21 protein-coding genes are annotated in these 26,062 nt (G+C 72.0%); 14 read left to right on the forward strand and 7 right to left on the reverse strand.

All coding sequences use genetic code 11. From position 1 onward, the window contains the following. Nucleotides 1–37: 37 nt before the first annotated feature. Both IT293_08735 and IT293_08740 read right to left on the reverse strand, forming a co-directional pair. A complete protein-coding gene (locus IT293_08735) occupies nt 38–1,741 on the reverse strand; it encodes a PAS domain-containing protein (protein MCC6764734.1) in 1,704 nt (567 codons plus the stop codon). 23 nt (nt 1,742–1,764) lie between these two features. Next, nucleotides 1,765–2,247, reverse strand: coding sequence for a peroxiredoxin (locus IT293_08740; protein MCC6764735.1), 483 nt, complete (start codon nt 2,245–2,247; stop codon nt 1,765–1,767). Between the two features lie 231 nt (nt 2,248–2,478). Between IT293_08740 and IT293_08745 the strand changes: the two genes are divergently transcribed. Genes IT293_08745 through IT293_08755 form a run of 3 tightly spaced genes read left to right on the forward strand, consistent with a single transcriptional unit; the run spans nt 2,479 to nt 4,547 of the window. After that, nucleotides 2,479–3,006 carry a TerB family tellurite resistance protein gene (locus IT293_08745; GenBank protein ID MCC6764736.1) on the forward strand — a complete coding sequence of 176 codons (528 nt, stop codon included), beginning with the start codon at nt 2,479–2,481 and terminating at the stop codon, nt 3,004–3,006. A 6-nt stretch (nt 3,007–3,012) separates the two neighbouring features. Beyond that, entirely contained in the window at nt 3,013–4,104 is a 1,092-nt protein-coding gene (locus IT293_08750; GenBank protein MCC6764737.1) for a glutathione S-transferase family protein, read from the forward strand. A gap of 44 nt (nt 4,105–4,148) precedes the next feature. Beyond that, on the forward strand, nt 4,149–4,547 hold the full coding sequence (locus IT293_08755) for a PaaI family thioesterase (protein MCC6764738.1): 399 nt from the start codon (nt 4,149–4,151) through the stop codon (nt 4,545–4,547). Nucleotides 4,548–4,553: 6 nt separating this feature from the next. On the opposite strand, the gene IT293_08760 is transcribed toward IT293_08755, so the two are convergent. After that, the gene (locus IT293_08760) at nt 4,554–5,570 is read right to left on the reverse strand and encodes a zinc-binding dehydrogenase (GenBank protein MCC6764739.1); all 1,017 of its coding nucleotides are present in this window, start codon (nt 5,568–5,570) and stop codon (nt 4,554–4,556) included. Nucleotides 5,571–5,572: 2 nt separating this feature from the next. Next, nucleotides 5,573–6,463, reverse strand: a complete 891-nt coding sequence (locus IT293_08765) for a 3-keto-5-aminohexanoate cleavage protein (GenBank protein ID MCC6764740.1) — start codon at nt 6,461–6,463, stop codon at nt 5,573–5,575. An 87-nt stretch (nt 6,464–6,550) separates the two neighbouring features. Between IT293_08765 and IT293_08770 the strand changes: the two genes are divergently transcribed. From IT293_08770 to apaG, 3 genes are all read left to right on the forward strand, one after another. Next, entirely contained in the window at nt 6,551–7,483 is a 933-nt protein-coding gene (locus IT293_08770) for a hypothetical protein (GenBank protein MCC6764741.1), read from the forward strand. A 24-nt stretch (nt 7,484–7,507) separates the two neighbouring features. After that, entirely contained in the window at nt 7,508–8,449 is a 942-nt protein-coding gene (locus tag IT293_08775) for a cyclase family protein (protein ID MCC6764742.1), read from the forward strand. Nucleotides 8,450–8,510: 61 nt separating this feature from the next. After that, entirely contained in the window at nt 8,511–8,900 is a 390-nt protein-coding gene (apaG, locus tag IT293_08780) for a Co2+/Mg2+ efflux protein ApaG (protein MCC6764743.1), read from the forward strand. Between the two features lie 30 nt (nt 8,901–8,930). On the opposite strand, the gene IT293_08785 is transcribed toward apaG, so the two are convergent. Continuing rightward, nucleotides 8,931–12,338 (reverse strand): PQQ-dependent sugar dehydrogenase, encoded by a 3,408-nt coding sequence (locus IT293_08785; protein ID MCC6764744.1) that lies wholly within the window; start codon nt 12,336–12,338, stop codon nt 8,931–8,933. 216 nt (nt 12,339–12,554) lie between these two features. Next, complete coding sequence (locus IT293_08790; GenBank protein ID MCC6764745.1) at nt 12,555–16,316, reverse strand: penicillin acylase family protein; 3,762 nt, start codon at nt 16,314–16,316, stop codon at nt 12,555–12,557. 280 nt (nt 16,317–16,596) lie between these two features. Between IT293_08790 and nthB the strand changes: the two genes are divergently transcribed. The 8 genes from nthB (at nt 16,597) to IT293_08830 (ending at nt 24,688) form a co-directional block, all read left to right on the forward strand. Further along, nucleotides 16,597–17,244 carry a nitrile hydratase subunit beta gene (gene nthB / locus IT293_08795; protein MCC6764746.1) on the forward strand — a complete coding sequence of 216 codons (648 nt, stop codon included), beginning with the start codon at nt 16,597–16,599 and terminating at the stop codon, nt 17,242–17,244. Further along, nucleotides 17,241–17,897 carry a nitrile hydratase subunit alpha gene (nthA, locus tag IT293_08800; GenBank protein MCC6764747.1) on the forward strand — a complete coding sequence of 219 codons (657 nt, stop codon included), beginning with the start codon at nt 17,241–17,243 and terminating at the stop codon, nt 17,895–17,897. The genes nthB and nthA overlap by 4 nt, the downstream gene beginning before the upstream one ends. Beyond that, the gene (locus IT293_08805) at nt 17,894–18,259 is read left to right on the forward strand and encodes a nitrile hydratase accessory protein (protein MCC6764748.1); all 366 of its coding nucleotides are present in this window, start codon (nt 17,894–17,896) and stop codon (nt 18,257–18,259) included. Before nthA ends, IT293_08805 begins: the two co-directional genes overlap by 4 nt. A 123-nt stretch (nt 18,260–18,382) precedes the next feature. Then, nucleotides 18,383–18,955, forward strand: coding sequence for an HPF/RaiA family ribosome-associated protein (locus tag IT293_08810; GenBank protein MCC6764749.1), 573 nt, complete (start codon nt 18,383–18,385; stop codon nt 18,953–18,955). A gap of 31 nt (nt 18,956–18,986) precedes the next feature. Further along, nucleotides 18,987–19,928, forward strand: coding sequence for a 1-phosphofructokinase family hexose kinase (locus IT293_08815; protein MCC6764750.1), 942 nt, complete (start codon nt 18,987–18,989; stop codon nt 19,926–19,928). A gap of 10 nt (nt 19,929–19,938) precedes the next feature. Further along, nucleotides 19,939–21,147 carry an acyl-CoA dehydrogenase family protein gene (locus IT293_08820; protein MCC6764751.1) on the forward strand — a complete coding sequence of 403 codons (1,209 nt, stop codon included), beginning with the start codon at nt 19,939–19,941 and terminating at the stop codon, nt 21,145–21,147. Between the two features lie 3 nt (nt 21,148–21,150). Beyond that, nucleotides 21,151–22,539 (forward strand): virulence factor family protein, encoded by a 1,389-nt coding sequence (locus IT293_08825; protein MCC6764752.1) that lies wholly within the window; start codon nt 21,151–21,153, stop codon nt 22,537–22,539. Between the two features lie 145 nt (nt 22,540–22,684). After that, nucleotides 22,685–24,688, forward strand: coding sequence for an NAD(+) synthase (locus IT293_08830; protein ID MCC6764753.1), 2,004 nt, complete (start codon nt 22,685–22,687; stop codon nt 24,686–24,688). Between the two features lie 57 nt (nt 24,689–24,745). On the opposite strand, the gene IT293_08835 is transcribed toward IT293_08830, so the two are convergent. Next, nucleotides 24,746–26,059, reverse strand: a complete 1,314-nt coding sequence (locus IT293_08835; GenBank protein ID MCC6764754.1) for an alpha/beta fold hydrolase — start codon at nt 26,057–26,059, stop codon at nt 24,746–24,748. Between the last annotated feature and the right edge of the window lie 3 nt (nt 26,060–26,062).

The raw sequence follows: 26,062 nt of genomic DNA on the forward strand, positions 1-26,062 counted from the left end.
CCGTGCCCGTAGGTCTCGGCGAAGAGGCGTCTCGAGGTCACGCGGCGCTCGCCGCCCGCGGCGTAGCCGGGCAGACGAGCCGAACGCGCGTACCCGCACCCGGCGCCGACCGCACCTCCAGGCGGCCCCCGAGCGCGAGCGCACGCTCCTCCATGCCGACGAGCCCGAGCGCCTCGCTCGCCCGTCTCGCCTCGGGCGCGAAGCCGCAACCGTCGTCCACGATCTCGAGCTCGAGCCCGTCCGAAGCGACCGCGAGAACAATCTCGATCGTCCGCGCTCCGGCATGACGGACCGCGTTGACGAGCGCCTCCTGCGCGATGCGGTAGACGCCGATCTCGGTCTCCTCGTGGAGACGGGGGACCGGAGTGCGCACGTCGGTCGTGACCGTCGTCTCGACCGTGCTCATCCCCTCGGCGAGCGAGCAGAGGCTCTCCTCGATGCCGAGCTCGCGGAGCAACATCGGCCGGAGCTCGCGCGCGAGCTGCCGCAGGTGCTCGCCGACCTCACCGACGTAGCGGGCGGCGCGCGCGAGGTCCTCCGTCAATCCGGGCGCCGCTTCGGCCGCGCGGCGTCTGAGCGATTCGATGAGGATGCCGATGCCCACGAGCTCCTGGCACACGTCGTCGTGCAGGTCGAAGCCGAGGCGCTTGCGCTCGTCCTCGCGAATACTCGCCTGGTGCCGCGCGAGGCTGCGCAGCCGCTCCTCGCTCCGCCGGAGCTCGTCGAGAGAGGCGCGCAGCGCGTCTTCCGCCTCGCGCCGCTCGGTGACGTCGCGCACGATGCCGCGCGCGCCGATGACCCGTCCGTCGGCGTCGTGGATCGCGGAGGCGACGCACTCGAGCCAGCGCCGCCCGCGCGGACCTGGCACCCAGTAGACCAGCGGCGGGATGTCCTCCCCCGCGGCCATGCGGACGCGGAGCGCGCGCGAGTCGGGATTCTCCGCGTCCTGGGGCACCAGGGTGTCGGCGGCACGGCCGATCAGCGCCGCCGCGGGCGCGCCGTAGGCGCGGGCGAACGCCTCGTTCGCGTAGGTGATGCGGCCGTCGACGTCGTGCGCGAAGATCATGTCGCGCGCGTGATCGGCGAGGTCGCGATACGCCTCATAGGCGGCGGCGAGTCGCCGGCCGGCGGCGCGCGCGGCGGCGGCCTGCTCGAATGTCCGCGCCGTGCTGCGTGCGAGCGCCTCCGCGACGACGAGCGCGACGCCGGCCCCGAGCGCCGTCTCGATCAGGATGATCGTCGGATCGCTGAAGCGATGAATCGTCGGCACCGCCACCGCCACCGGCAGCGTGATCGCGCCGGCCGCCGCCAGGAGGGCCGCCGCCGGCCGCCAGCCCCAGGCGAACGCCCAGGACGAGCCCATGCAGATGAGCAGCACCGCGAACACCAGAATCTCGACCGAGCCGCCGACGAGCGCGAAGAAGCCCGTCGCCAGCGCCGTCAGCGCCACGCACGCGGCGAACGCGATCCGCGGCACGCGCGGTGCGCGCGGATCGGCGCGACACCAGACGATCGCCGCGACGAGCACGAACGCCTGGAGTCCCAACGACGTCGCCGCGAGCCCGAGTGTGAGCCCCTGGTGCAGGACGAGTCCGGTACGGAGGACGAAGCCGAGGCCGAGCCAGCCGACCGCGAACCACGGCAGGCTCTCGGTGATGCGCTCGCGGCGGGCCTGCGCGAGCGTCGCGTCGCTCGCCCCATCCGCGGCGATCGCCGCGAGCTCGCTCGCTGGTGCCGTCATGGCGGCTTCGCGGCGGACCGCGCCTACAACTGCGCGAGCACCGAGGCGGCGCTCGAGGCGCTCAGGCCCGTGTCGGGCTCGACGAGCAGCTTCTCGACCCGCCCGTCACGCAGGATCATCGCGTAGCGCCGCGAGCGCTGCCCCATGCCGAAGCTCGAGGCGTCGAGCCCGAGCCCGACCGCACGCGTGAAGTCGCCGTTGCCGTCGGCGAGCATGCGCACCTTGCCTCCCGCGTTGCTGCTCTTGCCCCATGCGTCCATCACGAACGCGTCGTTGACCGATACGCACACGATCTCATCGGCGCCCTTGGCCCGCAGCGCCTTCTCCTGCTCCACGAAGCCCGGGAGGTGCTTCATCGAGCAGGTGGGCGTAAACGCCCCCGGCACCGCGAACACCACCACGCGCTTGCCGCGCGAGAGCTCCGCCAACGACACCTGCGACGGCTTGCCGTCAGCCATCTCGGTGAGTTTCACGTCGGGAACCGCATCGCCTTCTTTGATCGCCATGGCGTCCTCGCTGGTCGTGAAATTGGGCGCGCCGCACGCGGCGCACCATGTCCCCATGCCAAAGGGCCGCGGCGGCTGCAACCACGGTGCGGCGACGCGCGCACCAGCGACGTGCGAGTGCGCGCCAGTTGACGCTGCCGGGCCTCGCCACCTACAAAGTCCCGTCGCTGGCCGACCGGCGACCGCGGTGCCGCCTTCGCACCTCGGAATCGAAGAAGGAGCCGACCCCTTATGTCGTTGCTGAAGCTCCTCGGATGGGCGGAAGCCGAGCCGCCCGCGGAACGCCTCGCCGCCACCATCCAGGCGCGCCTGACCGACCTCCCGCCGACGCGCGCGGAGTTCGTCGCGGCGTTCGCCGGGCTGCTCGTGCGGGTCGCGTACGTCGACCGCAGCATCTCGGAGGCCGAGCGCGCGGTCCTGGCGCCGCTCCTGGCGGCGAACGCCGGCTTGCCGGAGGCCGAGGCGGCGACCGTCATGGAGATCGTCGCGCACCGGGCGACCACCCTCGCAGGCATCAGCTACGCGTCCCTGACGCGCGCCTTCAACGCGATCGCCACCGCCGAGGAGAAGGAGCGCCTGATCGACTGCCTCTTCGCGGTCGCGACCGCCGAGGGGTCGATCTCCCTCGTCGAGGACGAGGAGGTCCGCGCCGTCGCGCGGGCTCTCTTGCTGTCCCACCGGCAACTGATCGCCGTCCGCAGCCGCTACAAGGATCAGCTCGAGGTGATCCAGGCGGCGCGCCAAGCACGCGGCGCCTGAGCGCCCATGAGCCATCCCTTCAAGTTCTACGCCGCCGAGATCTCCTACTTCTCGGCGAAGGTCCGGCCGGCCCTCCGGTACAAGGACGTCCACTACCGGGAGCTCCTTCCCGACTATCGCGGCGTGATCCTGCCGCGGACGGGCCTCGCGTTCATCCCGATCGTGATCACCCCCGAGGACGAAACGTGGCAGGACACCAGCGCGATCCTCGACACCCTGGAGGCGCGCCTCCCGGCGCCGCCGCTCTACCCGACGACGCCGGTGCAGCGCGTGGTCGCGTACCTCGTCGAGCTCTACGCCGACGAGTTCATGCTGCTGCCGGCCATGCACTACCGCTGGAGCTTCCCGGAGAGCGTCGCGAAGGCCCGCGCCGACTTCGCCTCCAACTCGCCGGACCCCGCGACGGCCGAGCGTTTCGCGGCCCGCATGCAGGGCTCGCTCCCCTTCCTCGGCGTAACGCCCGCGACCGCGCCCGCGATCGAAGCGCACCTCCGTGATCTCCTCGCCGCGCTCTCGGCGCACTTCGCCGCCCATCCGTATGTCCTCGGCGAACGCATGTCGCTCGCGGACTGCGCGCTCATGGGACCGCTCTACGCCCACCTCTACCTCGACGCCGTACCGGGGCGGCTTCTGCGCGAGACGGCGCCCGCCGTGTGCCGCTGGATCGAGCGCATGAACCACCCCGATCCCGAAGCGCCGGGCGCGTGGCTCGCGGACGACGCGCTCGCGCCGACGCTCCGACCGATCCTCTCGCTGATCGGCGCGGACGCCGTGCCGATGATCCTCGACGGCCTGCGCGCCTTCGAGACCTGGGCGGACGCGCAGCCGCCGGAGATGATCGAGCCGCCGCGCGGCGTCGGCGGCCACGAATCGAAGCTCCGCGGCGTCGCCATGCAGCGCTTCACGAGCGCCTACACGCCGTGGATGGCGCAACGCCCGCTCGATCAGTACCGCGCGCTCGACGCCGCCGCCCGCGCCGCGGTCGATCGCGCCCTCGCCGGCACCGGCTGCGCGGCGCTCCTCGGCCACGCGCCGCGGCACCGGGTCGGCAAGCGGCGCTTCACGCTGGTCCTCGAAGGCCGGGGGGGTCCGGGGTGAGCGACGGCGACCTCGGCACGTTCGACCAGGCGATCGCCGACGCGATGGTGCAGACGCACGGCGCTCCGGGCGGTCTGCCGGGGTACCTCGGCATCCGCTTCGAATCCCTCACGGCGGGACGCCTGGTCGCCACCATGGACGCGCGCCAGGACCTGCTGACGCCGCTCGGCACCCTGCACGGCGGCGTCATGGCGGGCTTCGTCGACCATGCGCTCGGCTGCGTGCTCTACCCGCTCATGCAGCGCGGGCAATGGGCCGCCACGACGGAGTTCAAGCTGAACTACCTGCGCGCCGTGAAGGCTGGAGCGCTCCGCGCCGAAGCGACCGTCCTCGCGATGGGGCGGCGCTCCGCCGTCGTGCGCGTCGAGGTGACGAACGAGGGCACGCTCGCCTGCGTCGCGCAAGGCACCCTCCTCGTCTCCGACCCCCCGCGCTCGAAATAGGACGACTCAGGGAATCAGCAGCACCTTGCCGACGTTGGCGCGGGCCTGGAGGTACGCGTGCGCGGCGGCGGCATCCGCGAGCGGGAAGGCCTTCGCGATGGTCGGACGCACCCGGCCGTCGCTGGCGTAGCCGAGGACCTTCTCCAGATACGTGCGCAGGAGCTCCCGCTCTTCCCACAGGTGGCCGAGGTTGAAGCCGAGAACGCCGCGGTTCTCGTTCATGAGGCGGACCAAGCCGAAGCGCGGCATGCGGGCGAGCTGCCAGAGCGCGGGCAGGATGCGGCGCGACGTCGCCGGCGCGAGCGACGATACGCCGTACGCGACGAGCCGGCCGAGCGGACCGAGCGCGCGGTAGCTCCGGCGGAGATGCGCGCCGCCGATCGGGTCGAGGACCACGTCGGCCCCTCTGCCGCCCGTCACGCGCTTCGTCTCGGCGACGAAGTCCTGGGTGCCGTAGTCGATCACGTGCGCGACGCCCGCCGCCCGGAGCGCGGCGTGCTTCGCCGGCGACGCGGTGCCGATGATCTCGGCGCCGTAGATGCGGCAGAGCTGCACCGCCGCGAGGCCGACGCCGCCCCCCGCGCCGTGGATCAGCACCCGGTCGCCGGCCCGCACGTTGCCGAGCACCTCGAGCATCAGGATCGCGGTGAGGTAGTTCACGGGGAGCGCCGCCCCCTCCTCGAACGAGAGGCCCGGCGGCAGCGCGGCCGCTTGCGCCTCCGGAACGACGACCAGCTCCGTGTAGCCCTTGAAGCGCGTTGGCGCGAGCACGCGGTCCCCCGCCGCGAGGCCGCTCACGCCGGCGCCGACCTCGTCGACGGTTCCCGCGACCTCGTAGCCGACGACACACGGCAGCTTCGGCGCGTCGGGATAGAGGCCCATGCGCGCCATCACGTCGGCGAAGTTCACGCCGGAGGCGGCGACCCGGATCCGCACCTCGCCCGGTCCGGCGTGCGGATCGGGAACGTCGCGGAGCTCGAGGACGTCCGGCGTGCCGACACGCGGAATCCAGACCGAGCGCATCGTCACCTCCCCCGGCTGACCGGCGGCAGTCGCAGCAGCGCGGCCGCCTCGACCCGTGTCGCCACCCGGCGCCCCGCCCGCTCCGCCATTGCGACGACGGCGCGCACCAGCTCCGCGTTTCGCGGCGTCTCCGGGCCCGCATGGTCCTCGAGCCCGACCCGCACGTGGCCGCCGCGCGCGATCGCGAGGGACGCCAGCTCCTCCCTCACGTCGCCGCCGATCACCCCGACCATCCACGGCAGATCCGTGCCCGCCAGCATCGCGAGGTAGGCATCGAGGCTCGCCGCCGTCGGCGGCAGCCCGAACGGCAGCGCATCGCCTCCGAAATAGAGCTGGATCTTCGCGGGCGGGAGCCGGCCGCGCGCGTGGTAGGCGAGCGCCACGCGGAGGAAGCCGGGCTCGAAGATCGACACGTGGGCCGCGAGCCCGCGCGCCGCGCACCGGTCGAACATGTAGCGCGCGTCGGCGAAGGTGTTCTGGTAGACGAGGTCGATCGCCATCGGCAGGCCGTCCGCGTCGAGCGGCCCGAGGCTCACCGACCCGGGATCCACGATGGCGAGCCGCAAGAGGCCGAGGTCGGCGAGCTCCTCGACGTGGGCGTAGCGCTCCCGCACGTCCGTGTGCGGACCGCCGCCGCCCATCGTCGGATAGAGGATCGCGTCCGGAACGCGGGCGTAGATCGCGCGCCAGGCGTCGCGATAGGGAGCGGTCGCATGGCGGCCAACGAGGAGCCCGTCGTCGGCGTGGTGGTGCACGATCGCCGCCCCGGCCTCGAAGCACGCGACGGCATCCGCCACGATCTCCTCCACCGTCCGCGGCACGTGCGGCTGCGCGTCGGGCATCGTGGCGCCGTTGACGGCGGCTTCGATCACGAGCGGCGTCGCCCCGGGCATGGCGCGTTCCTACGCGAAGCGCACTGGATTTGGAATGATCGACTCTCCGTCTTGACTACGCGCGCGGCCGTGGGGGATCTTCACCCGATGGCACCCACCACCCCGCGTCCCTCGACGGCCTCGGCCCGGATCCATCTCGCGATCCTGGCCCTCGCCCTGGCATGGATCCCGCGCGTCGCCGATGCCCAGGTCTTCAAGGTCTGCGGCGACGTCGACGACAACGACGTCGTCTCGGTCACCGACGGCGTGCAGGTGCTCCGCGCCGCCGCCGGGCTCTCGAGCGACTGCACCGACGCCATCTGCGACGTCGACGTGAGCGGCGCCGTCACCGTCACCGACGGGGTGGTGGTCCTGCGCAAAGCCGCCGGCCTCTCGATCACCGAGAACTGCATCCCGGACGACGGCCGCATCAGCCAGCAACTCTCGTATCTGATCCAGTTCACCCAGCCGCTGATCTCGAACGTGCTGCCGACGATCGTGGCCCATCGCGAGGAGAGCATCGACAACTCCTTCACCTGCGACAACGGCGAGGACGGCCTGTACGAGATCTTCGTCACCGACGGCCAGCAGGACAACAGCTTCAGTGATTGCTACTTCGACAATGCCATCGTGAACGGCGACGTCGAGAACGCGAACGACGACCCGATCCTCTCGATCGAGGTCGCCGAGGCGCGCAACGACGACACGGTCACCTTCGACGGCACCGACGGCACGGCGCTGCTCGGCGTCAACATCGAAGGGGGCGTGAAATACAGCGGGCGGCTCGACGCGTCGCCGTCCTTCGAGCGCTTCGATACGAGCGACTTCCTGCTCGTGGTGAGCAATCTGCAGGTGCCCGCGATCGGGTTCCCGCTCGGCGGCTCGATCACCTTCGAGCTCACCGAGGACGCGAACGTCCCCGACGTCCGCCGGGCGCGGATCTTCTACGACGGCTCGAACCTCGCGCGCGTCGAGGTCACGTTCACGAACGGCGCCTTCAAATACTACAAGTTCGAGCTGACCTTCCTGAACTTCATCTAGGGCGGACGACTCGTGACCGACGGCATGAACATCGAGACCGTCCGCGCGCTCGCGAAGAAGCACCGCAACTGGGGCCGCTGGGGCGCGACCGACGAGCTCGGCACCGTCAACTTCATCACCCCGGCGAAGGTCGCCGCCGCCGCCGCGCTCGTGCGCCAGGGCAAGGTGCTCTCCCTCGCCATTCCGTTCGACGCGAACGGGCCCCAGACCGGCGTCGGCGGGCGTGTGAACCCGCTGCACTCGATGCTGCAGGACGGCGGCGACATCGCGAGCGGCGCGCAGGACTTCCTGCCGGGCCTGCGCTACTGCGACGACGCCGTCACCATGCCGCTCCAGTGCGCGACCCAGTGGGACGCGCTCTCGCACATCTACTTCGACGGCAGGATGTACAACGACCGCGGCCCGGAGATGGTGACGTCGAGCGGCGCCCGCGCCAACGCGATCACGGCCCTCAAGGACAAGATCGTGAGCCGCGGCGTGCTGCTCGACGTGCCGCGCCTCAAGGGCAAGCCCTGGCTCGAACCGGGCGAGGCCATCTACCCGGCCGACCTCGACGCCGCCGCGGCCATGGAGAAGGTGCGGATCGAGAGCGGCGACATCGTCCTCATCCGCACGGGGCAGATGCGCCAAGTGCGCGAGCGCGGCGACTGGGGCGACTACGCCGGAGGACCGGCGCCGGGTCTGAGCCTCACCTGCGCGGACTGGCTCGCGGCCCACGAGATCGCCGGGTACGCGACCGACACCTGGGGCACGGAGGTCATCCCCAACGAGACTCCCGACGTCTTCCAGCCGCTCCACTGCGTCGCGATCGTCAACATGGGGATGCTCGTCGGCGAGATCTTCACCCTGGAGGCGCTCGCCGAGGACTGCGCCGCGGACGGAATCTACGCGTTCCTCTTCGTCGCCCCGCCGCTGCCGATCACCGGCGCCGTCGGCTCGCCGATCAACCCGCAAGCGATCAAGTAGCGGGCCGCGGCGCGCTCGCGCGCTGGCGCGCACGGGGCCGACGTGCGACAAGCTCGTCGCCATGTTCTCGTCGCGCGCCGTCACTCGCGGCATCGAGGTCTTCGTCCAATCGAGCTACGTACCCGAGCAGTCCGAGCCCGACCAGGACCAGTGGTTCTTCGCCTACCGCGTCCGCATCACCAACGGCGGCGACGCGGCCACGCAGCTCCTCACGCGCCACTGGGTGATCACCGACGCCAACGGCAAGGTCGAGGAAGTACGCGGGCCCGGTGTCGTCGGCAAGCAGCCGGTTCTCGAGCCCGGTCAGTCCTTCGAGTACACCTCCGCCTGCCCGCTCGGCACCGCCTTCGGCACGATGCACGGCACCTATCAGATGCAGGTCTGCGACGGCGAAGCGTTCGACGCCGAGATCGCGCCGTTCACGCTGGCCGCCCCGAACGCCGTGCACTAGGAGGGCTCCTTCGGAATCGGCCCGGCGGGGCTACGGACAGCCGCCGAGGCTCGTGATCCAGTCCGCGAGGAGCGCGGTGCCGTCCGGATGCTCGATCAGGGTCGCGAGCGGCGGCATCTGCGTCTGGCCCCGCAACGCCGCGCGCAGCCAGAGCACCGATTGCTCGGGGTGGCCCGGCCGCACGATGCGCGCGCCGGAGACGCCGAGGTCGCCCGCCTGCGGCAGCGCGTCGCAGACGAGCGTCGAGGCGAAATCGGGCTCGGCGAGGAGATTGATCTGCACCGGCGCGCCCCCCTGGGGACGGTGGCAGTGGCTGCAGTTCGCGTGCAGGTAGCTCCGCGCCCGCGCGTCGAGGGATGCGTTCGGATCGCTCGGGTCGGCGAGGCGCGGCAGGCTCGCGGGACGCGCCGGGAGACAGCCGCCGAAGAGCCCGACGTACTCGAACGCGCGCAGCTGGTTGTCACTCACTCCGTCGTAGTCGTGGACGCGGTTCATCTGCGAGGTCTGAAGGCCGATGGTGCCGGCCGGGCTGTTGTGGCAGCGCACGCAGTCCCCGCGGCTCGGGAAGTAGTGCGTGTGGGCGATCGGCGTCCCGGGCTGCGCGGGATCCGTCACCTGGAACGTCGTGGTGGTCGCGGCGTCGAGGAGATGGGCCTCGGTCTGCGCGTCGTTCCACCGGTAGGTGTACCCGTCCCAGCCGCTCGCCCGCCGCACCAGGAAACGCGTCTCGAGCGCGCGCGTCGAGGCGGGATTGCCGCGCTCCAGCTCGAGGTCGAACTCCTTCACGAGGATCGTCCCGACCGGCAGACTCCAGCCGCCGATCGCCGTGTAGCCGATCGTGCCGTTCTCGGGCAGCACGAGGAAGCGGCGCTTGCCCGCTCCGTCCGACCAGAGCGGCGACTGCACGTCGTACGGGATCAGCCCCGGCGCGGGATGGCGGGTCGCGAGATCGTCGAAGCAGCCGGTCGCGGAGAGCGTGAGCGGAAAATCGCCGGCCGGCGGCGCCCCGCTCGGGCGGCGCAGGCGCAGGATCTGCCCGTTGGTCACGTTCGTCAGGTAGAGCTCGCCGTCGCGATCCTCCCCGAAGCTCGAGATGCCGAACCCGGAGCTCGCGAGCGGCCGCACCGTGGGCGTGCTGCCGTCCCACCGGAGCGCCGAGATCTTCCCGTTGCAGTAGTCGGCGAAGACGTAGGCCCCGTAGAGCTCGGGGAGCGCCGTGCCCCGGTAGACGACCCCGCCGATGACGGCGCACGCTCCGTTGCTATGATCGTAGGCCGCGAGCGGGTACGTGAACCCGGGATCCTGGCAGCTCGACAGCGGGTTGTAGCAGGCCGCGCCCTCCATCTTGCGCCACCCGTAGTTGGCGCCGCGCTCGATGACGTCGATCTCCTCCCAGGCGTACTGCCCGACGTCGCCGACCCAGAGCGTGTGCGCCAGCCGATCGAACGTCATGCGCCAGGGGTTCCGCAGCCCGAGCGCCCAGATCTCCCCGCGGGCGCCCGCGACGCCGACGAACGGATTGTCCGCCGGGACCGCGTAGGCGAGCCCGGGGTCGGTGCGGTCGACGTCGAGGCGGAGGATCTTGCCGCGGAGGTCGTTCTCGTTCTGCGCGTAGTCGTTCGGGTCGCCCGCGCTGCCGCCGTCGCCGAGCGGCACGTAGAGCATGCCGTCGGGTCCGAAGCCGAGATGACCGCCCTTGTGGTTCTCGTACGGCTGGGCGACGGTGAGCACGATCTGCGCGCTTGCCGGATCGGCGACGTCGGGATCGGCGCTCACCCGGTAGCGCGCCACCACCGAGCGGCGCGGACTCTGCGCCGAATAGAAGACGTAGAAGTAGCCGTTCGCCGCGTACGCGGGGTGGAAGGCCAGACTGAGGAGCCCCTCCTCGCCGTTGGCGTAGGCGACGATGGTGCTCAGGTCGAGGAAGGTCTTCGCCGTGGCGACGCTGTCGTCGTTCGCGAACACCTTGACGCGTCCGGTCTGCTCCACCACGAAGAGGCGATCGCCGCCGTCGGGAGCGTAGGTGATCTGCACCGGCGCGCTGAAGCTGAGGCCGGCGAACACGCGCTCCACCTCCAGCGTCGGAAACTGTTCCGGCGAACCGTCGAGCCGACACGTCGTTGCCGCCGGCCGCCCGGCGAGCCCGTGCGGCGCGGGATCGGCGTCGCACGCCCCGGTCGGGGTGAAGGTCGGGACGGGGGTCGGCGTGACGTCGTTGCCCGGCGTCGCCGTGCGGGTGGCGGTCCGCGTCGGCGTCGCGGTCCGCGTCGGCGTGCGGGTCGGGGTGGCCGTCGGCGTCGCGGTCCGCGTCGGCGTGCGGGTCGGGGTGGCCGTCGGCGTCGCGGACGGCGTCACGGTGCGCGTGGGGGTCGCCGTCGGCGTCGGCGTCCGGGTCGGCACCGGGACGAAGCCCGGGCAGAACGCCGGGAACCGCGAGCGGCCGATGCGCGCGAGCAGCGCGTCGGCGCGCGGGTACACGAAGGTCGTCGTCTCCGCGACGTCGCAGCCGGCCGTGCGCGCGAGGCAGGCACGCCAATCCCCCGCGTCATCGAGCGGCGCGATTCCGACGGTCGCGCAGAGGGATCCGAGCGCCGCGGCATTGGCGCCGTCGGCGCTCGCCAGCGCCGCGAACGGCACCTTGGCCTCGACGCACGCGCCGGCGACGGCGGCCGCCGCCGAATCCACGACGGGCCCCTTGCGGAAGGCGGCGGCGCACGTCGTTGCCGCACGCGCCCAACACGTCTCGTCGCCGCCCGACGGGTCACCGCAAGCGAAGAGCGCGCCGAGACACTTGCCGTACGCGCCGCGCCACGCATCCTGGTCGCGCGCACCGTCTTTCAGCATCGCGGCCGTGCACGGGGCCGCCAGCCGACCCGCCGCCTCGCTCGTGCTTTGCCGCAAGGTCGCCCAGTCCGGCAGGCAGCTCGACCCGACCGGCAGCGACGAGAGCGCCCCCGACGCCGCCAGCAGCGCGGCCGTCCGCGGCACGGAGGCGGCGATCGTCCGCGCCCCCGCGCAGACCTGAGCGTCGGCCAGGCACGCGATCGCGTTGTCGACGTCGTCGACGAGCGGGTTCGGCGCAACGGCGCAGCGGTCGACGACCCCCTCGAACCCGACTCCGTCGATCGGGAGGAGGCTCCCGGCGTCGCAGCGTTTGCGGACGTTCGCGCGCAGCGCCGCCAGGAGCGCCGCCTGCTTCTCGAACGACTTCCCGCAGGTCGCCGAGGCGCGGAAGGTGCAGCCGGTGTCGCCCGGTCGCCCCATGAGGCAGCGCACGAGCCCGCCGACACACTTTCCCGCGTCGCGGTCGCGGGCCCCGGCGTAGCGATCGGCGGCCGAGGCCAGCGCCTTCTGGCACCGCGCCGCCGCCGCGATCCGCGGATCGACGGCGCGGGCCGCTGCGGCCGGACCGACGCCCGCGACGAGCACGAGCAGCACCGCTGCGGCACACGCGACGCGGTGCAGACGAGGCCCCGTCGTGGAGCTGGAGGATGGATCAGGTGTCACGAGCAACCGGTAACCGGCAAGAGCAGCAGTCCGCGGGGAGCCGACGGTCGCTGGTGGTATCGGGAAATACGCCGGGAAGCAATTCACCGGCGCCATACGGTCTGCGCGGGCCGGACGTGCCGCAGCACGCCCGGCCCGCGCGTCTTCTCAGGGGTTGCAGGCGATCTTCAGCGAATCGACGTCCGCCTTGCCGTTGCTGTCCTCGGTGCGGAGACGGATCACCTGGCGGGTCAGCCGGCCGTTGCGGATCGGAATCGACACATACGCGGTCACGCAACGGTCCTGGGTCGTGATCGCGGTGTTGTACTGGATCGTGTTGATGTGGCTCCCGAGCACGTTGTGCGGGCCGAGCGAGCGGAGGAGCGTGCTCAGGTCGCGCCCGATCTTTCCGTCGACCGCCTTCTTGCTGTCGGGCTTCGGGGACTTGATCGTGATGCGCTTCACGTCGTTCGGGAAGCAGGCGCTCCCCTGGAGGCGCGGATCGTTGTTGTTCAGGCAGATCATGACGTGCGCGACGCAGGTGCCGTTCGCCGCGCCGTCGAAGTCCGAGCCGCCGCCGTCGTTGATGACGAAGCTGTTCTGCTTGAGGGCCTTCTCGGTCAGCGGCGCGTCGACGAAGAACTCGGTGGCGCAATCGGTGGTCGGGCTCCCGCCGCCCGGCGCGCAGCGCCCGGGCCCGGCCTCGGTGCAGCCCGGGAACGACGGATACGTTTCGCGCGACGCCGCGTTCGCCACCACGTCCGCCGTGTACAGGTACGTGTCGTGGTAGCCGTTGCCGAGCCAGAGATTCACCTGGTCGCCGTAGTGCGGCCGGCCGACCACCCCGTCCTCGCCGCCGGGAATCACGTTCTTCGCCGAGATGGCGCCGCTCGCCATCTCGACCACGCTCCGGCGATTGGCGCCGCTGCCGAACGCCAGGCTCGTGGCCGAGGTGGGACGCAGCCCGTAATTCGCCACGTCCACCGTGAAGCGCGCGCCGTCGGCGGGCATGCCCGGCGGGAACCCGACCGCCGGCTGCGGCGGGATGCTGTAGGCGCCGCCGCCCGGGACGAGCGTGCCGTTCATGTCGCCGTCGATGAAGCTGTTGAAGACGACGTAGTGGACCTTGCCCCAGAGGTAGTCGTCGACGTTCGTCGAACTCGCGAATGCGGGCGCGAAACCCGCGCCGGCGAGCAGGTTCAGCGCGTCCTGGAGGCTCTTCACCAGGATGATGTCGCGCTCCTCCTCGGCCGAGAGCGCCACGCCCGTGTCGTCGAAGAAGTTCAGGCCGGAGGCGCCGACGCCCGTGAACGGCACGCGTGTGAGCAACCGGATGAGGCCGCGGACGCCCTCGGTCACGCCCTGGCGGTAGCCGATGCCGGCCGCCGCGAGGCGCGCGTCGAACGTGCGGTCCATGAGGCGGCCCACGGCGACGTTGTAGATCGTCGTCGCCACGCTATCGACGAGCTCCTGCGGCGTCGGCGCGCCGGGGTCGCCGGGCGTGTCGAAGCCGGCCGGCGCGTTGTACGTCCAGCCGGCGAGTCGGTTGCGCGCGTCGAGTATCGTCGGATTCAAGAGACCCGCGAGCTCCGGCGGCGCGCCGCCGAGACCCGCGTGGTCCACGGCGTCGACGAAGTACGGCGCGAGCCGCTTGCCTTCCATCTGGTTCACGTCGGCCTGCATGCGCTCCATGTCGGCCATCGAGATCACGCCGTCGCCGGCAGGCGTGCCGGGCGGCGTCGGGATGAGGTTCAGCTCGCTGCGGATCAGCTCGGTGATGCGCGCGGCGCGAAACTCGTCGTAGCCGGGGCTCAGGTAGGGGCCGGTGCCGGCGAGCGCCTCGTTCAGCGCGTCGTTGTCGGCCGTGTTGCCGATCGGATCGTTGTTGGCGTTCACCCACCAGTGCGCCGGCGGGTTCTCGATCTGCGGCATCCCGGCGAACGGCACGATCTCGTACGGCACCGCCTGGTCGGCCGGTTGCGGCCCGCCGAGCGCCTTCCACTCGTTGCCGGTCGTACCGTCGCGAACCAGGTACGGCGGGCCGCCGTGCAGCGTACCGGCGTCGAGGTCTTCACGGATGGGGAACTCGCCGCTCGAGAAGTACGCGATGTTGCCGGCGACGTCGGCGTAGCCCCAGTTCTGCGAGCCGAAGTCGAAGAACTGGAGGCCCTGCTTGAAGGTCGCGAGATCGGTCGCGGTGTTCCAGATGTAGAAGGTATCGAGCTCGCGGGTCGCGTAGGTACCCGTGAACTTCACCGTGAGCGCGCTCCCGACCTGGTTCGCCTGGAAGGGATTGCCGGGCGCCGAGGTGTGCGGGATGGTGAGCGTCTGCGGGAAGATCGCGCCGTGGCGGGTGACCACCATGCGGCGCGGCGGCACGAAGTTCGCGAGGAGCTTGGTGGCGTCGAAGATACCCTTTACGGTGCTGAGCGGCACCGACGACGCGAACGCGATCACGTTGCGCTCGAGCCCGCCGACCGCCTCGTTGCCGTTCTCCATGTTCACCTTCACCTGGATCGGCGACTGCACGACGGCCTCGGGGTTGCCCTGGTAGTGGCTGAAGAGCGTCCCGGACGCGTCGGTCGACATGTCCTCGAGGAACCAGTCGGTGACGTCGGCGGGATTCGTGGTGGAGCCCCACGCGATGCTCTCGTTGTGCCCCTGCACGACGCCGGGCGCGCCGGCGAAGCCGATGCCGGTGACGTTCATGTCGCCGCCCCGGTCCTTGGTGTTCACGTGCAGCTCGTAGAAGGTCGCGGGGCTCCCGAGGCCGAGATGCGGATCGTTCGCGTAGATCGGGTTGCCGGTGTCGGTCACCGACCCGTCGACCGCCCACTGATTCGACCCGACCGTGCCGCGCGCGCGGATCTCGCGCATGACCGGCTGATCCATGAGCTTCGCGATGTACTCGCGCGCCTGCCGCACGGTCTCCTTGCGGGCGGCGGCGATCGCACGCTGCTGGTCCTTGCTGAGCTTCCGGCCCCTGCCGTTGCCGTCCTTGATCGCGGCCTTCGCGGTCTCGGTCCCGGCTGGAGACTTGGCGGCGCGGGCGGCGTCCTTCACGCCGTCGTGCGTCACGACCTCGCTCTTGGCGGCCGCCTTGGCATCGGCGAGCATGGTCGCCGGCGCGGGCGCGAGGCTCGTCAAGGGGATCGGCGCGTTGCTCGCGTCGGGCACCGTGAAAGCGTTCGCCGCGGGCTGCACACGGGCGAGATCCTGGGCGAACGCGGTCGTGCCGGTCGGCACGCCGAGCGCGTCGGTGACGTCGGCGAGGTCGCCCGTCGGGCCGTCCTCGAAGTCGAACGAGAGCTGGAAGGCCTGGAGCTTGCCGAACGCGACCGAGTCGATCGGCGACCACGGGGCGATGGAGGAGATGCTCAGGCTCACGTACTCGGCCGGCAGGTTGCCGGTCGTGTTCACCCGGTTGATGTACTCGTTGACGCCGTCGGCATAGGCCTGGAGGAGGCTCTGCACGGCGGGCGACAGCGCGTTGAACGAGTCGATCGCCGCCTGGCGGAACCCGAGCGACTGGAAGAACAAGTCCTGGGTCACGTTGCTGATGTTCCCGGGAAACGGCGGGTCCTGCGCCTGGAGCAGCGTCGGACCCGTCTTGAAGTCGGGGAAGCCGAGGAGCTCGGAGACGGTGCCGCTCGGCACGCGCCGGAAGACGTCCATCTGGAACATGCGCTCGCGCGCATGGATGTTGCCGAGCGCAAACGCGGCGTCGTTCTGCGTCGAGGCGTAGATGTGCGGGATGCCCTTGGCGTCGCGCACCACGTCGACGGGAGCGCTCAGCTGACCGAACGTCAGCGTCTGCGCGATCGGCAGATCGGTCACCGGATCGGCACAGACGCGACCGACGGTCAGCAGCGGCCATGCGAGCGTAAACGCGAAGGCGACGAGGAACGACGGGCGGCGGCGATGGTGCATCGGGGATCCTCCTGGATGTACGGGTGCGACGGTCTGTACGTACGGACGGCACGCGCGGCCGAAGTGCCGCGACCGCAAGATCGCGGCATTAGACGGCGGCCGGCCCGCCCCTGTCAAGAAAAAATCTGCGCCGCGGCGCCCGCCAGCGCGGCTGCGCGGTGCCCCCGGCCGGGCCGCGGCAGGCAGCCCGCTCGCCGATGCCGCGGAGCGTACGCGGACCGGCCGGCGTTGTGCTCGCCCGGGGCGCGCGGCTAGAACGAGACCGCGAGGAGGAGCGCGGGTGCACGGGATCCACGACCTGGGCGGCATGCACGGCTTCGGCCGCGTCGAGGTGGAGGCCGACGAGCCGGTCTTCCACGCCGCCTTCGAGCGCCGGGTGCTCGGCATGGCCTACCAGGTGGTGGGCTTCGGCTGGATCACCATCGACGCGTTCCGCCACGGCATCGAGCGCATCCCGCCGGTCGACTACCTGACCCTCGGCTACTACGGCCGCTGGCGCGCGGCGCTCGAGCGCCTGCTGATCGAGCGCGGCGTGCTCGCGTCGGACGAGGTCGACGCGCGCGTCGCGAGCCGCACGAGCGCCCCGCCGGCGGCGGCCCCGGCCCCGCCGGCCGCGATCGCTCCCGGCTTCGAGCGCGACCTCGCGCGCCCGGCGCGCTTCGCCGGCGGCGATCGGGTGCGGGCACGCGTGACGAGCTCGCCGGGGCACACGCGCCTCCCCCGCTACGTCGCGGGTCGCGTCGGGACCGTCGTGGTGGCGGGCCCGGCCTACGTCTTCCCCGACGCGAACGCGCACGGACGCGGCGAGGATCCGCAGCACCTCTATACGGTACGCTTCGACGGCCGCGAGCTCTGGGGCGATGCCGCCGAGCCGGCGACGTCGGTCCACGTCGACCTGTTCGAACCATACCTGGAGCCCGTCCCATGAGCGATCGGCACCACCACGACGACCACGAGCACGGCGCCGATCCGATCGCGCGGCGAAACGCGCTCCGCGCCGAGGCGCTCGAGTCGCTCCTCGTCGAGCGCGGCCTCGTCCAGCCCGACGTCGTCGACGCGATCGTGACGCGCTTCGAGCAGGACATCGGTCCGCTGAACGGCGCGAAGCTCGTGGCCCGGGCCTGGACCGATCCGGCCTTCAAGATCCGCCTCCTCGCCGACCCGTGGGCCGCGATCGAGGAGCTCGGTCTCCCGACGGGGCCGGACAAGACGCCGATCGTGGTGCTCGAAGATGCGCCCGATCTGCACCACGTCGTCGTGTGCACGCTCTGCTCCTGCTACCCGTCCTCGCTGCTCGGCCTGCCGCCCACCTGGTACAAGAGCCCGCCGTATCGCTCGCGCGTCGTACGCGAGCCGCGCGCGGTGCTGCGCGAGATGGGCCTCGATCTCCCGCCCGAGGTCGCCGTGCGGGTCTCGGACTCGAGCGCCGAGGTCCGCTATCTGGTGCTGCCGATGCGACCCGCCGGGACCGTGGGCTGGAGCGAGGAGGACCTGCGACGCCTCGTGACGCGCGACACCCTGATCGGCGTGGCCCGCCCGTCCGTCGCGGTGGACGACCCGGCGCCAGGGAAGCCGACATGACCTCCGACGGTCGCGCGCAGGTCCTCGACTGGGACGGCCCCCTGTCGCCGCCGCGCCGGAACGGCGAGCTCGTCTTCGAGGCGCTCTGGGAAAGCCGCGTCTTCGGCATGACGATGACTCTCTACGAGCGCGGCGCGTTCGCGTGGGACGAGTTCCGTGACCGCTTGATCGCGACCATCGCCGCGGCCGAGCGCGCCGCCCATCCGCACGCCGGAGCGTACCGCTACTGGGAGTGCTGGCTTGGCGCTTTCGAGGCGCTGGCGGCCGACAAGGCATGGTGCGCGCCGGGGGCGGTCGACGCGCGGCTCGCGGAGCTCGCGGCGCGACCCGCGGGACATGATCACCGCACGCCCGGCACCTGAGTTGTTTCGCCGCTTTGAGAAGCAGGTGGCGCGATCGCTTCCCAATCTCGCGACGTGTCCGCCATGAAGGGTCCGCCACGTCCCGGCTCGCCGCCTGGCAAGCCGGTTGCTTTCGAGAACGCCATGGACCAACCAGTGCAGATCACCTTTCGCGACGTGCCCCCCTCGGAGGCCGTCGAAGCCCGCATCCGCGAAGAGGCGGATACCCTCCGCCAATACGACGATCGCATCGTGCGTTGCCGGGTGGTCGTCGAGCAGCCGCATCGCCACCAGCACCAGGGGCGGCTCTACGCGATCCGCATCGACCTCACTGTACCGGGACGCGAGATCGTCATTGGCAACGGCTCGCACGCCGACCACGCGCACGAGGACGTCTACGTGGCCATCCGCGACGCGTTCGAAGCGGCGCGGCGTCAGCTGCAGGACCACACGCGCCGCACACGCGAGCGACGCTACGCGCCCGACGGGCCCGCGGCCGAGGGACGGATCGGCCGGCTCCTGCGCGATCTCGGCTACGGGTTCATCGAAACGGCGGACGGTCGCGAGATCTACTTCCACCGCAACAGCGTCGTGGACGGCACCTTCGACCGGCTCGAGGCCGGCGCCGCCGTGCACTTCGCCGAGGAGCTCGGTGAGAAGGGTCCGCAGGCGACCAGCGTCCGACCGCGCCATCCCCGGCCTTCGCACGGGAAGTGACGGACCCGCCGGCGTCGGGAACGAGCCGCTGATGCCCACGATCCTCACGCTCACGATGAACCCCGCCGTGGACGTCAGCACCACGGTGCCGCACGTCGTTCCGGATCGGAAGCTCCGCTGCGAAGCGCCGCGCTACGAGCCCGGCGGCGGCGGCATCAACGTGGCCCGCGCGGCGCACCGCCTCGGCGTCGAGGCCGAGGCGTGGTTTCCGGCCGGCGGCGCCGGCGGCGAGCTGCTGCAGCGGCTCCTCGACGCCGAGGGAATCCGCCACACGACGCTCCCCGCGCAGGGGTGGACGCGCGAAAACGTGAACGTGCTCGAGCAGCTGAGCGGCCGGCAGTTCCGCTTCTGCATGCCCGGCGCCGCCCTTGCGGCACACGAATGGCCGGTCTTCCTCGAGCGCCTGCGCGCCCTCTCTCCGGCGCCCGATTTCGTCGTCGCGAGCGGCAGCCTGCCGCCCGGCGTGCCGGTCGACTTCTACGCGCAGCTCGCCCGCTCGGCGCGCGACCTCGGCAGCCGGCTCGTGCTCGACAGCTCGGGGCCCGCGCTCGCGTGCGCCGTCGAGGCGGGGGTCTATCTCCTGAAGCCGAGCCTCGGCGAATTTCGCGCCCTCACCGGGGGCGGCGAGGAGGACGAGTCGGCCCTGATCGCGCGCGCCGTCGAGGTCGTCGTCCGGCGCAAATGGTGCAGCGTGCTGCTGCTGTCGCTCGGCTCCGCGGGCGCCTTGCTCGTCACCGCCGACGAGCGCCAGCGCTTCTCGGCGCCAGCGGTCCCGACCGCAAGCACCGTCGGCGCGGGCGACAGCATGGTCGCGGGCATGCTCGCCGGCCTCTGCCGCGGCCGCTCGCTCCGCGATGCCGCCCGCTTCGCGGTCGCGGCCGGCGCCGCGGCCGTCATGAACCCCGGCACCGAGCTCTGTCATCGCCGCGACGTCGAGCGCCTCGACGCCCAGGTGCGGGCGTCGGCCGTCTAAAGGAGCATCCATGGACTTCGAGCACTCCGAACGCGCGCGCGACTACATCGCGCATGTCGACCGTTTCGTCCGCGAGCGCATCATCCCGAAGGAAGAGGCCTACCTGGCGGAGCTCTCCGGCTCGCCTGATTGGCGGCAGTGGCGCATCCCGGCCGTCATGGAGGCGCTCAAGGCCGAGGCGAAGGCGGCCGGGCTCTGGAACCTCTTCCTGCCCGACTCCGAGTTCGGCGCCGGGCTCGACAACCGCGACTACGCGCCGCTCGCCGAGATCATGGGGCGGAGCTTCATCGCGTCGGAGGTCTTCAACTGCAGCGCGCCCGACACGGGGAACGCCGAAGTGCTCGTCCGCTACGGCAGCCCCGAGCAGAAGGAGCGCTGGCTCGCGCCGCTCCTCGACGGCCGCATCCGATCCGGCTTCGCGATGACCGAGCCCGCCGTCGCTTCGAGCGACGCGACCAACATGAAGGCGACGTGCGCGATCGACGGCGACCAGGCCGTCCTGAACGGCCAGAAGTGGTGGACGAGCGGCGCCGGCGACCCGCGCTGCGCCTTCCTGATCTTCATGGGGGTCACGGACCCGCGCGCGGAGCGCCACCAGCGGCACTCGATGGTGCTGGTGCCGATGGACACCCCGGGGCTGCGCATCGTCCGCATGCTGCCGGTGTTCGGCCACCTCGACGAGCCGCACGGCCACGCCGAGATCGTCTTCGACGAGGTGCGCGTGCCGCTCGCGAGCTTCATCGCCGGACCCGGGCGCGGCTTCGAGATCGCGCAAGGCCGGCTCGGACCGGGTCGCATCCACCACTGCATGCGGGCGATCGGCGCCGCCGAGCGTGCGCTCGAGCGCCTCTGCCGACGGGCCGTCGGGCGGGTCGCGTTCGGAAAGCCGCTCGCCAACCTCGGCGGCAACCGTGACGTCATCGCGAACTGCCGGATGGCGATCGACCAGGCGCGGCTCCTGACCCTGCGGGCCGCGTGGGCGCTCGACAAGCACGGAACGTTCGGCGCGCTCACCGACGTCTCCGCGATCAAGGTGATCGCGCCGAACGTCCTGCAGACCGTCGTCGACGCCGCGATCCAGATCCACGGCGGCGAAGGCGTCGCCGACCCGGAGCTGTCGCGCCTCATGGGCATGGCGCGCGTGCTGCGGCTCGCGGACGGCCCCGACGAGGTGCATCGCGCAATGGTCGCCAAGCTCGAGCTTCGCAAGTACACCTGACGCATGCCGAGACGCCGAGGGTCGTCGCGGGGACTGCTGCTCGCGGCGGTGTGCGTGCTCGCCGCGTGCCGGCGGCCCGCCGTCGCGCCGCACGACAGCGGCGAATGGGGACCGTACGACCTTGTGCGGCCGCGCGGCGAGGTGCGGGCGCTCGCGTTCCTCCTGTCGACCGCCTCCGGCATCGGCGGCGACGATCGCGCCGCCGCCGCCGATCTCGCCCGCCTCGGCGTTGCGGTCGCGCTCGTCGACACGCGTGTCTATCTGGCGCGCCTGGCCCGCGGCGGCGGCCACGCAGGGAGCGACTGCCTCGACGTCCCGGGCGCGTTCGTATGGACGAGCCACGCGCTCGAGCAGGAGCTCGGGCTCGGCGCGTACCGGCCGCCGTGGGTGATCGGACGCGGCGCGGGCGGCCTCCTCGCCTATGCCGCGCTCGCGCAGTCCCCCGCGCACGCGCTCGCGGGCGGAGTCGGGGTCGACGTCGACGACCGCGTACTCGCGGTCGCGCGGCGGCTCTGCGGTCTCGCCGCGACTCCGATCCGGAGCGGGCGCCGGCTCGGCGTGTACCGGGTCGGCGCGGCGTGGCGCTTCGCCGCCACCAGGCGGCCGGCGGCCGCGCTCCGCACGTGGCGGCAGGGCATCGACGACCGCAACGACGAGCGCGCCGCGATCGCGACGACGCGCGCCCGGACGTATCCGGCGGTCGTCGCCGAGGTGATGGCGCCGCTGCTTCGCGAACAGGCCGCGGCGCCCCCGGGCGGGCGCATGCCCGTCGTCGAGGTGAAGCCGGTGAGCGCGCACGGCGTGCTCGTGGTCATCTTCTCCGGCGACGGCGGCTGGCGCGACATCGACAAGCAAGTCGGCGGCTACCTCGCGGCGCGCGGCTTCGCCGTCCTCGGCGTCGACGCGCTCAGCTACTTCTGGGAGCAGCGAACTCCCGACGAGACCGCCACGGACGCGGCGGCCATGCTGCGCGCCTACCTGGCGCTCTGGCGCCAGCCACGCGCGGCCCTCGTCGGCTATTCCTTCGGCGCCGACATTCTGCCGTTCGTCTACAACCGGCTCCCGGCCGATCTCCGCAAGCGGGTGGTGCTCGTGAGCCTCCTCGCGCCGAGCCGCACGATCGAGTTCGAGATCCACGTCACCGACTGGATCGCCGGCGCGGACGACGGCCTGCCGATCCCCCCGGAAGCATCCCGCCTTCCCGCCGACAAGCTCCAGTGCGTGTACGGCGACGAGGACGCCGAGGACTCGCTCTGCACCGACCCGTCGACGTCGCCAGGCACGGTCGAGCGCCGCCCCGGCGACCATCATTTCGACGGCGACTACGCCGCCCTCGGCGCGGCGGTCGAGGACGCGATCCTGCGGCGCCTGCCGCGGCGCGCGGGGAAGTGAGGGGGCGCCACGCGCACCGTTCCTTGCGTATCCCGGGCTTCGCGAATCCCGGGAACGCCGTAGCCACGAAAAGCGACCGCTGGTTCCGGGCCCGGCACTCGGGCAGGATCCGCACATGCGACCTGCATCCTCGGAGCCCGACCGCATGCCGGCGGAATCGTTCTTGGACGTCAGGAACCACGGGTTCGCGCGCGTCGCCGTGTGCGTCCCCGAGACCCGGGTCGGCGACCCGGACTTCAACGCCGCGGCCCATCTCCGCGTGCTGACCGACGCGCACGCCGCCGGCGCGCACTACGCCGTCTGCCCGGAGCTGGGCCTCACGGCGTACACCTGCGGCGATCTCTTTTTCCAGAGTGTCCTGCAGGAGCGCGCCGTCGCCGCGCTCGCCGCGATCGCCGCCGATACGGCGGCCTGGAACATGGTGGTGTCCGTCGGGCTCCCGCTCGCCGTCGGCGGCATGCTTTTCAACTGCGCCGTCACCCTGGCTGGCGGCCGCGTGCTGGCGGTCGCACCCAAGGCGTATCCGCCCAACTACCGCGAGTTCTACGAGCTCCGCTGGTTCCAGCCCGCCGCGCACGCGACCGCGCGCGACCTCGAGGTGCTCGGGCGCTCCGTACCGTTCGGCACGGACGTGCTGATCGAGCTGCCGCACCTCCCCGGGTTCGTGCTGCACACCGACGTCTGCGAAGACCTCTGGGTGCCGATCCCGCCAGGCGCGCGCGCGGCCCTTGCCGGCGCGACCGTCCTCGCGAACCTCTCGGCGTCGAACCTGACCGTAGGGAAGCACGAGTACCGGCGCGACCTCGTGCGGCTCTCGTCGGCGAAGAATCTCGCGGTGCAGCTCTACAGCGCGGCGGGGTTCGGGGAGTCCACCGCCGATCTCGCCTGGGACGGCCACGGGATCGTCGCCGACCGCGGCGAGATCGTGGCCGAGACACCGCGCTTCACGCTGACCGGCTCCGCGGTCCTCGCCGACGTCGACCTCGCCGCGCTCGCGACCGACCGCCTGCGCATGAGCTCGTTCGGGCACAATGCCGACCGCGAGCGCGCGCCGTACCGTACGGTGGCCGCCGAGCCAGTCCACGACGCGCGCGCGGCGGCGCCGTTCCGCCGCTTACGGCGCGACGTCGCGCCACGGCCCTTCGTACCATCCGATCCCGCGGCGCGTGACGCGCGCTGCCGCGACGTTTTCGACATGCTCTGCACGTCGCTGGCGCGGCGGCTCCGCGCGCTGCCGGCCGACCGGCGCATCGTGCTCGGTGTTTCGGGCGGCCAGGACTCGACGCTGGCGCTGCTCGCCGCCGTGCGTACGATGGACCTGTTGCGCCGGCCGCGCGCCGACGTGATCGGCGTCATGCTGCCGGGCTTCGGCACGTCGGCCCGCACGCACGGCAACGCGCGCGCGCTGATCACCGCGCTCGACGCAACGCCGCGCGAGATCGACATCCGGACCATCGCGAGCAGCATGTTCGACGCCGTCGGCCACGACCCGGGCATCCACGACGTCACCTACGAGAACGTGCAGGCGTGGACGCGGAAGTTCCTGCTCTTCACGCTCGCCTCCGAGGAGAGCGCAATCGATCTCGGCACGAGCGACCTCTCCGAGCTGGCGCTCGGCTGGTCCACGTACGGCGGCGACCACATGTCGCACTACGCGATCAACGCCGGGGTGCCGAAGACGCTGGTCTCCGAGCTGATCCGATGGGCGGGCGACACGGTGTTCGCGGACGACCCGCAGACGACGGCGCTCCTGCGTGACGTCCTGGCAACGCCGATCAGCCCGGAGCTCCTGCCACCCGCCGGCGAGGAGATCACGCAGCACACGGAGCTCGTGGTCGGCCCCTACGAGCTGCACGACTTCTTCCTCTACTACTTCCTACGCTTCGGCTTCGCGCCGCGGCGGGTCGCGCGCCTGGCGCTGCACGCCTTCGACGGACGGTTCACCCTCGCCGAGATCCGCCGCTGGCTGCTGGTCTTTCTGACGCGCGTCTTCGCCAACCAGTTCAAGCGCGACTGTGTCCCGGGGTCGCCGAAGATCGGCTCCGGCGGCTCGCTCTCGCCGCGCGGCGACTGGCGGATGCCCGCCGACGCCTCACCCGAGATCTGGCTCGCCGACGCGCGCGCGATTCCCGAAACCGTCGAGCGTTAGAGCAGCCGGCCAGTACGGCTGCACACCCGATACCGACACGACACTACCGATTCGGGATCAGGCTCCGCGAAGGTGGGGCAGGAGCGCCGCGCATACGGCGTCGGCCGCCTCGGAGGCCGCGGCGTGACCGACGTCTTCGAGCATGCACAGGGTGGCGCCGGGAATCGCGAGGCCCAGGGCCTTGCTATCGGGCGTCAGCAGATCGGCGCCGGCCGCGATGACCAGGGTAGCCACCCGGAGCTCGGAGACGCTCGCGGCGCGCGCCCCCGACCAGGAAGCGATGCCGCGGGCCCACCGGTCGAGCGCGTCGGGCGGGACGACCGACACGGCGGCGGAGAGGCCGCGCCGCATGCGCTCGCGCAGCGGGGCATCGGCGAGCGTGCGCTCGGAGAAGAGCCACGGCAGCAGCGTGCGCGCCAGCACGTCGCTGCCTGCCCGACGCGACACCGCCCTCCAGGCGTCGACGACGGCGAGCAGCCTCGCGGATGCGACGACGAAGGGCGTGACCAGCGCGAGGGAGCGCACGCGCTCGGGAAAGCGCAGCGCCATCTCGAGCGCGATCGCGGCGCCGAGGCTCGCGCCGACGACGTGCACCGGACCCGACAGCGAGGCGGTGAGCGCCGCCGCGTCTTCCGCCGCCGTGGCGACGTCGTAGACGTCTCCCATCGGAGAGTCCGACGCACCGACTCCGCGGGGATGCAGCCCGATGGCTTCGAACTCGCCGCTCTCGGTGAGCGCCTGGATCTGAGGTGCCAGGCTCGCCACACCGACGCCGAAGCCGGGGAGCAGGAGAACGGGTCGGCCGCCGCCGTGGCGCAGCACCTCCAAGCTCACTCCGGCCGCGACGCCGAAAAGCCGCGCGCGCCGCGCCGCGAAGGCGTCGACGTCTTCCCGCGTGATGCGTCCGCCGGGGCCGCTGCCGACCACCGCCGCCATATCGACATCGAGGCTGCGGGCGAGCGCGCGCGCAGCCGGTGTGGCCGGAGCCGCGCCGCCTCGTGGCGGCGAGGCGAGCAGGGACGCGGCCTCGCGACGAACGGACGAGACGTCCGGTGGGTTCCCGGCCGGCTCAGCAGGCGCGAGGGGACGATCGTTGGCGAGGCGGAATGCCTCGGCGTCGAAGGGCTCCGCCATGGACGCGGTGATCGCGGCGAGCAGGCTGCCACAGGGAACCGTCTCACCGGCCTCGACGTAGACGTGGCGCAGCACCCCGGAGTCGGTGGCTTCGATCTCGACCTGGGCCTTCTCGGATTCGATGACGACGACGGTGCGCCCCTTCTCGACGACTCCACCGATGCCGACCGCCCACTCGACGACCATGCCCTCCTGCATCGTCATGCCGAGCTTGGGCATTGCGATCGCGATCGCCACCGC

Source organism: Deltaproteobacteria bacterium (assembly GCA_020848745.1).
GTDB lineage: Bacteria > Desulfobacterota > Binatia > UTPRO1 > UTPRO1 > UTPRO1.